This is a genomic window from Wolbachia endosymbiont of Pentidionis agamae, assembly GCF_036711655.1.
Taxonomy (GTDB): Bacteria; Pseudomonadota; Alphaproteobacteria; order Rickettsiales; family Anaplasmataceae; genus JAZHPY01.
On the sequence record NZ_JAZHPY010000003.1, the window covers coordinates 18764 to 29497 of the forward strand.

Sequence of the window (10734 nt, forward strand, 5' to 3'; positions counted from 1 at the left end):
GATTATCAGGTAGTTTAAAGCTACAAGAACGGCATAATTTTTTCAAAATAAATGCTATTCCCGCCATGCTTAAACCTAATGTTCATCCTAATACTACTCCTACTGACACACGAGTAATTTCACTATTCTGTCCTGATTCTATTGCTGTTGGTTGTGTTGTATCGATATTAGACATATTCTCTACAGCACTGTTTGGATACGTAGGAGTTGTTTTTAAATTATATTGTACAGAACTTATTGTTTGATGTGTAATACCATTATCAAAATTTTCACCTTTGATATCCTTAATAGTATTACTAATACTGTTAGTAGTTTCTTCTAACTTTTTTGTACCTTCAAAATCAAAGAGTCCTGGTTCAGTAGTTGTTTGTAAATTTTTACGAATTTCCTCTTCATAAAGAAAAGCAAGTCTATGTAAACAACTTCGAACTTGCTCACAGATATTATCTTGATAATGAAAGTTATTTATTATATCGTTTAAACAATCAAAAATAGGATTATCACGTCCTATGATATCTAGTGGTTCATAATTAGTAAGTGGCTTATCTATTATCGCTATGTTTCCATTGTGAGTACGGCCAATAATTAATAAATCAAGTGTTTTACTTTCATTATCTTTATCTTCAATACGGGAAATAAAACTACTATTATTTTGAGAAAGATCAGAAAAACATTTTGTAAGATCTGGAAATTCGTACCATTTAAGATATTTATTTATTCGTCCTATATATTGGATTGAGCTTATTTCTTGAGGTCTAACAGCAGTAGTTGAAGTTTTAGTCTCTTGAAATAATATTGTCTTAATGGTTGGATGTGGTGGATACCCAACAAATTTGCGAAAACAATTTAGAATGTGAATGCAGGTATTGTAATTATCATCAGAAGAACTATTCATTACATTGTTTAAACGATCAAAACAAGGATTATCTTTTGTGATGTTATCAAACTCCTCATACGAAAAATTTTCATGATTTATTTTTTGGTTAGTAGAAAAAAGTGTTGGAATTTTTTACATTGTAAGGTTTCCTGATTCGGTTATCTATTTGTGTATAGATCTTTATAACTGTTGGACCTGTACGAGTTATCATAAATGAATCATATCTGTCCTCATTATATTGATTTTTAATATGTACAAGTAAACTCTTTGTACCTTGCTTCCTAATAACAGCTTTATTGAAATGTAGAAGATCAGACAAATCTTTATACTTTTGTTCCTTTGTAGTTCTCATATAACACTCCTTGTGTTGATTAATAAAAACACCCTTATTATTTAACATAATATTTTGTCAGTATAACTTATTTGTTATGTAAAGCTACTATTTTTTTGCCTCAGTTTATGAAAAAAAATCATGAACTTGAAGTCCATAAAGATATAATGCGAAAGAAAAAAATTTGAAAGAATATGAAATGTTATTTATACAAATTACAGTAGAGTAGTGAGTAAAATTTTACAATTTTTATATATACAAGTTCAAGATAGCAAGATTTTGCTAATCTGCGCAAATAATTTTTGGGGAGCAGTAGCAATTTAGCTCTGGTACATTACATACAAAGTTGTACAGCAGATTCATTAAATTGATAAAACTTTACCTTGTGAGTGTTGAGTTTTTTACTAATACTCAACTCTATTAAACTGTAAATAAAAATCAAGCAGCTTGACTAGATATATTATCTGATTATACTCAAAGATTATAAGTTAGTTCACATAAATGCTGTTTAGTGTACTCCAGGTGGTGTTGGTTTTAATTTTAGTAATCTTAATACTGGTGCAGCCGCCAAGTACAGGTTCATTAAGTAGTTTCAATAACTCACAACAATCTATATCTTCTCAAAGATCTTCAGTTTTAAGCATGATAAGTAAAGTTACTATTGTGGTTGCTTGTTTGTTTATTGTTAATACATTGATACTTTCGTGCTTATATTCACAAAAAATCCATAAGGTATCAATTGCAGAAAAAATAGAGCTAGAGAAAAAAGCAGATAAGTACGATGTACCATTCGATATAAAATGAGGCTTATTTTTGTCACAGGGGGGGTTGTTTCCTCACTTGGTAAGGGTCTTGTTGCTTCTAGTATCGGTGCTTTATTACAAGCATATGGCTTTAGAATATGTATTAGAAAGCTTGATCCATATTTAAATATTGATCCTGGTACAATGAATCCAATTCAGCATGGGGAAGTATTTGTAACTGATGATGGCACTGAAACAGACCTTGACTTAGGACATTATGAACGTTTTACTAAGATTGAATCAACAAAATACGATAATATTACAACTGGTAAAATATATTATGAATTACTAAATAAAGAAAGAAAAGGTGATTATCATGGAAAAACTGTACAGGTTATACCTCATGTTACTGACTTAATTAAATCATTTATTTTTAATAATACAGATGGGTTAGATTTTTTAATATGTGAAATAGGTGGAACTGTAGGTGATATAGAGAGCCAACCATTTTTAGAAGCTATACGCCAAATTAGTTATCAATTAGGAAAGGGAAAAGTCATTCTTATACATTTAACTTTAGTTCCATACCTTGCTGCTGCGCATGAACTAAAAACCAAGCCCACCCAACATTCAGTGAGAGAGCTAAATTTTGCAGGCATACAACCAGATATAATACTATGTCGAAGTGAAAGAGAAATTTCTCAAGATCAACAAAACAAGATTGCAAATCTTTGTAATGTTGCTCCATGTAATGTTATTCCAGCGCTTGATGTAACTAATATATATGAGTTACCTATACTATATCATCAGTATAAGCTTGATATGCAAATTCTTAAACATTTTGGCATTAAAAAACAAGAGCCAAATTTAACTGAATGGCATAAAATAAGGGATTCTATTAAAAATTCAACACGAGAGGTAACTATTTCTATAGTAGGGAAATATACTGAGTTTCCTGATACATATAAATCATTGGTTGAAGCATTAAACCATGCAGGAATTGATAATAAAGTAAGAGTCAATATAAATTGGGTTAACGCTAGAGTTTTAAATGAACAACTTCTTACAGAACGATTACAAAATTCTTCTGCTATTCTCGTACCAGGAGGTTTCGGTGATAACGGAATAGAAGGTAAGATTTTAGCTATATGCTACGCGAGAAAGAACGCAGTACCATTTCTTGGTATATGCCTTGGTATGCAGCTTGCGGTAATAGAATTTGCACGTAATGTTATGAAACTTGAAGATGCACATTCTGAAGAATTTTATGCATGTAAAGACCCTATTATTAAGTTGATGAACACATTGAATGACAATATTTCGAAAGGAGTCATGAGGTTAGGGGGATACAGGTTCAAGATTAACCCATACTCTAAAATGAGTACTATATACGGTAGCTTTACTATTTCAGAAAGACATAGGCATAAGTATACACTCAATTTGAGTTATAAAGATGATTTAGAAAAAAATGGAATGATATGCAGCTCTATATCAGAAGATGGATTATATGTAGAAGCAATTGAACTCGAAGATCATCCATGGTTTGTTGGTGTGCAATTTCATCCTGAGTTTAAATCACAACCATTTTCTCCACATCCTCTTTTTTTATCGTTTATTAAAGCAGCAGTTGATAAAAAATTACACTTGTCATAAAATGAAAAGTAGTAAGTTTTAATCTTGGGGGGAAATTATGTCTTGCTTAAACATTGGAAAAAGAAAGGAGGTTATTTTATCTCTAATTAATGATGTAAAGAACCAAGGTTTTATATCACCTAAACTATTCGATTTAGTTAAAGATTATAAATATGTTTCATGGATAGATCATGAAGGTAATACTATACTACATCATATAAGTTTTTATATGAAAAATAGCTGCTATAGGGCAAAATGCCTTATTAATAAAGTTGCTGAAAATATTATAGAATCAACATCAATCGATATTATAAAAGTGCTATTATTTTGTAAGAATAGTGATAATAAAACAGTACTAGAATTAGCTATTAATTATAGATTGAATGAGTATACGAAGGTCTTAAAAGAAAAAATAAATCAAATTATAGATCAATTAGTGATAAATACCATATTAGATATGGAAAAAGATTATAAAGTAGGAGTACCTATTTCTAATAGAAATGAAGTGAGAAATCATATACAATCAGTGAAATTTGACCAAGTCAGAAATGAACATAATTATTCAGCAGAGAGAAATAAAAGCCCAAGTAGTAGAGTTACAGATTTAGTCATTCAGCATAATCATGCAATTTATCTTTCACATTAAATGATTTGTTTAATTATTGCTATATGAAGCTTGCTATAAAGCAAGCTCAAATTGCTAAGCAAAATGGTGAAGTTCCTGTGGGATCTATTATAGTGAATGAGGGAAGTATCGTAATAGCTTCAGCGTTTAATATGACAATTACATTGAATGATCCAACTGCACATGCAGAAATGTTAGCGATAAGGAGTGCATGTAAATTTCTTGGAGTTTCTAGATTAAATAGTTCTGATATATATGTAACATTAGAGCCGTGTATGATGTGTGTTCAAGCTATTTCTTTTACAAAAATCAGAAGATTATATTTTGGAGCTTATAACCCAAAGTGCACAGAAAATATTAAAAACAGTCATATTTCAGAAATTTATGGTGGTCTATTAGAAGAGGAGTGTTCATTGTTACTTAAAAGTTTTTTTCAAACATTAAGGTAACAAATCTCTTGATTTTATACTTAAACTAGATGAATCTTATTTAAACTTTATCTTCTGTTTCTGATTTGTTTAGAAGATTATAGTTCTTACATACCTACAAGGTGATGATTTATCTTTTTCCAAGTGTTCCTATTACTCTATCAATTATACCTCCTATGCTAATTTCAGATTGAGTATGTTCTAGTTTGCCACCATTAGAAATAAATTTACTTTCTGATCCAGGGGATATATTGATGAACTTTCCACTAATTAAACTACTACTTACAATACTTGCAGCAGAATCAATTGGCAATTTGATACTAGAATCTATATTCATGTCAACCCGTACCATATATGTAACTCCATTAATTGTAATACTAGAAACACTACCGATTTCCACTCCGGAAACTTTTACGACGTCATTAATACTTAATCCATTAACATTAGAAAAGAATCCATGTATCTTGTAGAAGTTTTTATTGTAGTTTCTTGTATGTAATAACTTATCAAATGCAAATAAACCGAGAAAAATAGTAAGGATTAATACAATTAATCCAATTATGACTTCAAGAATATTAGCTTTTAACATAAATTACTCTAACAATATTTTATCACATATCAAGTAAAGCTATCTGCTCTTTTGGCATGGTATTTCATCATCGGCATAATGAATCCATGCATGCCACTCAGGCAAGATTTTTTTAGGATCAGGGATGCCGTTATATACAACCCATCTTTTGTTTAAATTATAATAATATTTATTCCCATTCCTATCTTTGCCTGCAAGTATAGGCTTTTTGAAGTATTTCGCTATAATTCCAGATATCATGTATTTACTAAGACTAAAATAAAAAGTATTCTATCCGATGATACTTTAAAAGTATATTAATTAAAGAGTCAATGCAACTTCCAATTTTACAGGTTATTATACCTCTGCTTTCTGCTGTATTTTGTTTCTTACTTAAAAAGCATAAAGCATTATGGCTTGTTTCTGTTGCTGCAGCGCTGACTAGCCTAGTGATTTCGCTGTCTTTACTTATAAAAGTATATAAAGGAGGAATAATAAGTTATAATTTAGGAGACTTCATGCCTCCTTATGGTATAGAGCTCAAAATTGATCTTTTAAGCTCTTTATTTCTTACACTCATTAATTCAATAGCATTAATCAGCTTACTTTTTGGTTTTTACATTAATGAAGAAGAGATTGGTAAGAGTAAGCTTTCTGGTATTTATTCTCTATTTTTATTATGCTTAAGTGGATTGTTAGGAATTTTAGTAACTAATGATCTATTTAATATTTATGTTTTTTTGGAAATTTCTTCTCTTGCTTCCTACGTATTAGTCTCAGTCTCTAAAGAGAAAAAGGCACTCACTGCAGCTTTTGAATACTTAATTAGTGGAACTGTAGGTGCTACCTTTTATTTGCTAGGCATAGGATTTCTTTACTCTATGACTGGAACATTAAATATATCAGATATGTCACAAAGAATAATGCCATTATACAGTAATAAGATTATACAACTAGGTTGTTTATTTATTTTTATTGGGTTATCAATCAAGATTGCATTATTTCCTTTAAGCAGGTGGCTCGTAAATTCATATAACTATGCACCTAGTTTTGTTAGCACATTCTTTTCAGGTACAGTCACAAAGGTGATGATATACCTTTTAATAAGGGTTATTTATTTTCTATTTGATAAAAAGTCTTTTCTTTTTGAATATCCGTTTAATTATTTGATAACAAGCCTTGCACTACTTGCTATTGTATTCGGTGCTATATTTGCAATTACGGCACGTAGCATAAAGGAGGTGCTAGCTCATTCGAGTGTCAGTCAAATTGGTTACATAATTTTAGGTTTAAGTTTAAACTCAAAGACTGGGCTATTTGCAGCTATTCTTCATATTGTTAATCATAGCATAATAAAATCTTCCTTATTTATGACTGCAGGCTATCTCACTTATCAATGTGATGTAACAAAAATAGAAGATTTAAGTGGTATAAGAAGATTAGTACCTTATGTAATAGCTGTATTTACTTTGTTAAGTTTAGCATTAATTGGTATACCTTTAACTAATGGTTTTGTGAGTAAATGGTATATGATGCAAGCACTAATTGAATCTCATTCATGGAGCAGTTTTGTAATATACGCATTAGGATCTTTCTTATCTCTTGTATATATTTGGAGAGTAATAGAAAAAGTATATTTTACAGACAATGAACAGATATGCCTAGTTAGAAAAGACAAAACATCCATTCTTTTATATTTATTCTTTATGGCAGCGATGATAATTATACTTGGTATATTTAGCCATCCACTGCAACTTATAGCAGATAAAATCTGCTTATCTATATTTGATGAATAAGTAAGTACACATGCTCGGTATTTAGTTTGGTAGTGTAGCTATTTAAAGCATCTTGTTTCTAGCTTTAAATAGCAGTCTGCTTCAGTAGGCATTTTCCAAAACTAGAAAAATCGGAAAGCTAAATTAGAGAGATTAAGGAAGAAACCTAAACAATACCAAGAAAAATATTTATTTTTTCTTAAGAAGAGTGTATGGGGTAGAAAATATTGCTTCCGCAGTTTTGCTATTACCATTATAATATAGGAAATCAAGTAAAAATCTCAAGAATTTAATTCCAGAATATTCAAGTTAAACTGAATATCCAATTATTCTTTTATAGAAATTTAATTAAAATTTTTAAAAAAGTACTTGAGATGAGATGGTATATAATATTATTAATCTAATGTGAGGTAAATTTTATGCGTGAAATTGACAAACAATTATTTAAAGCAATTAAAGACATTGCTAATCCTTATAGTCTTAAAGTTGATATTATAAAAGTTTTAAGTGATCTAATAAAAGAAGGAGCTAATGTTAATGCTGTTGATCACGATAGAAAGACTCTTTTACATTGCGCCGTTAGCAAGATGCCTTATCCTATGCTAGAAAATAGAACTGAGGATTATAGTGCAGTAGCTTCTTTAAATGAAAAAATTTTAAAAATTGTAAAGTTTCTACTAGAAAAAGAAGTTGATGTTAATGCTGTTGATAATTATGGATATACTCCTTTACATCACGCTGCTGAAAAGGGACTTACAGAAATTGCAAAGCTTCTACTAGAAAATGAAGCTGATGTCAGCGCTATTGATAAAGATGGAGAGACTCCTTTACATTGGGCTGCTAAAAATGGGCGTGTAGATGCTATAGAGCTTCTAATAAATAAAGAGCTGATGTTAATGCAAAAGATAATAATGGATGGACTCCTTTACATGTTACAGAAGATCCAAAAAGAAAAGAATTACTTGCGAAGTATATTGCAAGATTAGAAATTTTTAACCAAGGTATCGTTAATAATGAGGGATGTACTAAAAACAAAGAAATTATAAAATGTGATCCAAAGTTAAATGAATATTATAACAAATGTAAACAGAATTACAGAAACTACAAGATAAAAAATTTAAATATGAAGATATAAGTGAAGATAAATACATAGAGATTTCACTTTATGAAATATTGGTACAGAATGATGAAAATAAATTAGCAAAACTTTTAAAAAATTCTCAAATACTGGAGGAAATTAATAAGTATTTAGAATCAGACGAATCAATCAAAGATTTTCCTAATTTTAAATATAAATTAGACTCAGTTACTGAGTCTTTTACAAAAAATGTATTAAAAAATTCTAAAGCTGAAAATATTTTTGTAGACAAAGTACTTAAAAATCCAGAACTGCAAATAAAGATATTAGGTAAGTTATCAACTATTGAACTAGAAAAGTTAATAGAAAAGAGTAAGGAAAAAACTGAAGATCCAAATTCTAAAGTTTCGGAACCTCAAGTTGCAGGAACATCTAAAAGTTATTATAATACGCCTTAGTGGTCTATAAGCACATCTCAATCTCAGATTAGAGAGTAGAAATTTTATTAGCTACTGTAGGTAAATGCAAAACCTATAGTAGCTGCATCTTATGCATTACTTTTTGTTTATTAATTTTGAAAGATTGTTGTGATAATAAATTCAGAGATGCTACTATGTAGCATGTAAGAGGTTGGAAAAATTCAACCCAAACCATAATATGATCAACTTAATAGCACAGTATGTAAATTTGAAATTATAGATTTCGAAAGAAGTCTAATGCATGTTCTATACTTAATTTCCATCGTAAGATATTGTTTAGGTTCAAGAAGGTATATATTCTGATTAAAGATTTAGCGGTTTTTTATAATCAGAACTAGGAGTTTTAATATGCTATATACAATGAGCTAAGTCAAGAAAAGTAAACCTATCTCTTGTGGTAAATGCAAGGTTAGAAATTTTATAATATTCTTCTTGGCTCCAACCTAAATGTTCTGGAATGTAAGGAATAGAGAGATCTTTAAATATTTCTTGTAAATTCTGTGCGGGTAATACAATTTTACTTATTTTGTTTTTAATGCTATCCCAATTTTTATCCAAAATTTTATTTAAAAAATCTGCCTTTTCTTTTGTTATTTTTTTTGATTCGAAAATTTCTTTAAATTCTTTATCAGGAAAATATTCTATAACATCCTCTATATGCACATTCGTTTCTTTTATCAGGAGCTTCTCCATTGTTAATATTTTCTCTTGTAGTTTAGCCATGGTATTACTTGTAACAGCAATCTTTTCACCATGCAGAGAAGAATAATCCTTTGTTACCATTTCCATTGCGTGCGATATCATATGCTCTCCCTGGCTTGCAGAATGACTGCCTTTAGCAATCACCATTCCAAGTCCAGAAACTAATAAGGCTTCCATTAGAAGTAATATGACTTCTACATCACGTTTCACTAATTTCTTATATTCTGCAAGTAAACGTTTCTCTAGTTGATTTGTAAGTATAAATGGTAATTCAGTATACTCTGTATCAAATAGTAGATGAGATAATAACCAATCTGCTTGCACTGTTGATCTGCAAATAAAATCAGCAAAGCCGCTTAATGTTAATCTTAATGGTGCATTAGCTAATATATTAATATCAATGTATATTGCTTTTGGAAGGTGTGCATTAAAAGATCTCTTATATCTATTATCCAATATCGAAGCATTAGATGATGTATATCCATTCATAGAAGCAGCTGTAGGAAATAATATATAATCTTTTTTCTCAAGATAGCTTGCGTATTTACATATGTCATTGATAGTGCCACTACCAAATGCAACAATTAGATTACTATCCTTTGTTTTTTTTCTTATCAAATTTACAATTTCTAGTGATGCAATAGAAGTACTGGAAATAATAAAATAAGAAATATTTTTTAATAAATTTTGATTAAGAAACTTTACTGTATCCTGATCTGCAATTAAAAAAATTTGACTTCCATATTGTTTACATATTTCATAAATATTGTTGATTACATTATGATCTGTAATTATTTCTTTTATGGGAAACTTTTTTATTTGATTTGAGTTATAAACACCTTGATGTAGTATTTTTTTTAAGGTATGCATAATGTGCAGCACTAAGTTTAATATGAAAATTGATCCAATAGAGCTAACTAAAAAGTTAATTCATTTTAATAGTATAACTCCTGAGGATGATGGAGCAATAGAGTATCTAAGAGAGATCTTAGATAGAATTGGCTTTAAATGTCATATTTTAGAATTTGGGACTAGAAAAGTTAAAAATCTTTACGCACGATATGGGGCAGGAATGCCAAATTTATGTTTTGCTGGGCATATAGATGTAGTTGACTCTGGTAAATTAGAAAATTGGCGTTTTCATCCTTTTAAACCAAGTATTGAAAATGGTATACTTTATGGAAGAGGTGCTGCTGATATGAAAAGTGGAGTAGCCTCATTTATTTCTGCTACCGTTAACTTAATCTTAGAGAAATTCGAGTTTTATGGTTCAATAAGCATTTTAATTACTAGCGCTGAGGAGGATTTTGAAGAATATGGAACAAAATCAGTACTAAAGTGGATGCAAGATAGAAAAGAGTATGTAGATTATTGTGTAATAGGTGAACCTACTAGTTCTGAAGTATTTGGTGATACTATTAAAATAGGAAGAAGGGGATCATTAAATTTTAAATTAACTTGCTATGGGAAACAAGGGCATGTAGCTTATCCATATC

The 10734-nt window shown here is 29.6% G+C and carries 13 protein-coding genes; 8 read left to right on the plus strand and 5 right to left on the minus strand.

Annotation, left to right across the window (positions count from 1 at the left end; translation table 11 throughout):
• Positions 1-82 precede the first annotated feature (82 nt).
• Positions 83-895 carry a hypothetical protein gene (locus V6U76_RS00500; RefSeq protein ID WP_333023043.1) on the minus strand — a complete coding sequence of 271 codons (813 nt, stop codon included), beginning with the start codon at positions 893-895 and terminating at the stop codon, positions 83-85.
• A gap of 88 nt (positions 896-983) precedes the next feature.
• The gene (locus V6U76_RS00505; protein WP_333023046.1) at positions 984-1229 is read right to left on the minus strand and encodes a hypothetical protein; all 246 of its coding nucleotides are present in this window, start codon (positions 1227-1229) and stop codon (positions 984-986) included.
• A gap of 480 nt (positions 1230-1709) precedes the next feature.
• Between V6U76_RS00505 and secG the strand changes: the two genes are divergently transcribed.
• The 4 genes from secG to V6U76_RS00525 are packed head-to-tail and all read left to right on the plus strand — an operon-like array spanning position 1710 to position 4657.
• Complete coding sequence (gene secG / locus V6U76_RS00510) at positions 1710-2012, plus strand: preprotein translocase subunit SecG (protein WP_333023047.1); 303 nt, start codon at positions 1710-1712, stop codon at positions 2010-2012.
• Complete coding sequence (locus V6U76_RS00515; RefSeq protein WP_333023048.1) at positions 2009-3604, plus strand: CTP synthase; 1596 nt, start codon at positions 2009-2011, stop codon at positions 3602-3604. Before secG ends, V6U76_RS00515 begins: the two co-directional genes overlap by 4 nt.
• A gap of 37 nt (positions 3605-3641) precedes the next feature.
• Positions 3642-4229, plus strand: a complete 588-nt coding sequence (locus tag V6U76_RS00520) for a hypothetical protein (protein WP_333023049.1) — start codon at positions 3642-3644, stop codon at positions 4227-4229.
• Positions 4230-4252: 23 nt separating this feature from the next.
• A complete protein-coding gene (locus V6U76_RS00525) occupies positions 4253-4657 on the plus strand; it encodes a nucleoside deaminase (protein WP_333023050.1) in 405 nt (134 codons plus the stop codon).
• A 109-nt stretch (positions 4658-4766) separates the two neighbouring features.
• Here the strand turns inward: V6U76_RS00525 and mlaD are convergent, their stop codons facing one another.
• Positions 4767-5225 (minus strand): outer membrane lipid asymmetry maintenance protein MlaD, encoded by a 459-nt coding sequence (mlaD, locus tag V6U76_RS00530; RefSeq protein WP_333023051.1) that lies wholly within the window; start codon positions 5223-5225, stop codon positions 4767-4769.
• A gap of 39 nt (positions 5226-5264) precedes the next feature.
• A complete protein-coding gene (locus V6U76_RS00535; RefSeq protein WP_333023053.1) occupies positions 5265-5465 on the minus strand; it encodes an NADH-ubiquinone oxidoreductase subunit NDUFA12 family protein in 201 nt (66 codons plus the stop codon).
• A 71-nt stretch (positions 5466-5536) separates the two neighbouring features.
• Here V6U76_RS00535 and V6U76_RS00540 point away from each other — a divergent pair, with 71 nt between their 5' ends.
• The 3 genes from V6U76_RS00540 (at position 5537) to V6U76_RS00550 (ending at position 8515) form a co-directional block, all read left to right on the plus strand.
• The gene (locus V6U76_RS00540) at positions 5537-7000 is read left to right on the plus strand and encodes a proton-conducting transporter transmembrane domain-containing protein (protein ID WP_333023054.1); all 1464 of its coding nucleotides are present in this window, start codon (positions 5537-5539) and stop codon (positions 6998-7000) included.
• Between the two features lie 398 nt (positions 7001-7398).
• The gene (locus V6U76_RS00545; protein ID WP_333023055.1) at positions 7399-7965 is read left to right on the plus strand and encodes an ankyrin repeat domain-containing protein; all 567 of its coding nucleotides are present in this window, start codon (positions 7399-7401) and stop codon (positions 7963-7965) included.
• 187 nt (positions 7966-8152) lie between these two features.
• On the plus strand, positions 8153-8515 hold the full coding sequence (locus V6U76_RS00550; RefSeq protein ID WP_333023056.1) for a hypothetical protein: 363 nt from the start codon (positions 8153-8155) through the stop codon (positions 8513-8515).
• Between the two features lie 372 nt (positions 8516-8887).
• Here V6U76_RS00550 and V6U76_RS00555 read toward each other — a convergent pair whose 3' ends face one another.
• Positions 8888-10108: an iron-containing alcohol dehydrogenase gene (locus tag V6U76_RS00555; protein WP_333023057.1), complete on the minus strand. Its 1221-nt coding sequence runs from the start codon at positions 10106-10108 to the stop codon at positions 8888-8890.
• A 22-nt stretch (positions 10109-10130) separates the two neighbouring features.
• On the opposite strand from V6U76_RS00555, the gene V6U76_RS00560 reads away from it, so the two are divergent.
• The coding region (locus V6U76_RS00560) for a M20/M25/M40 family metallo-hydrolase (protein ID WP_333023059.1) at positions 10131-10734 on the plus strand (604 nt) is incomplete at its 3' end.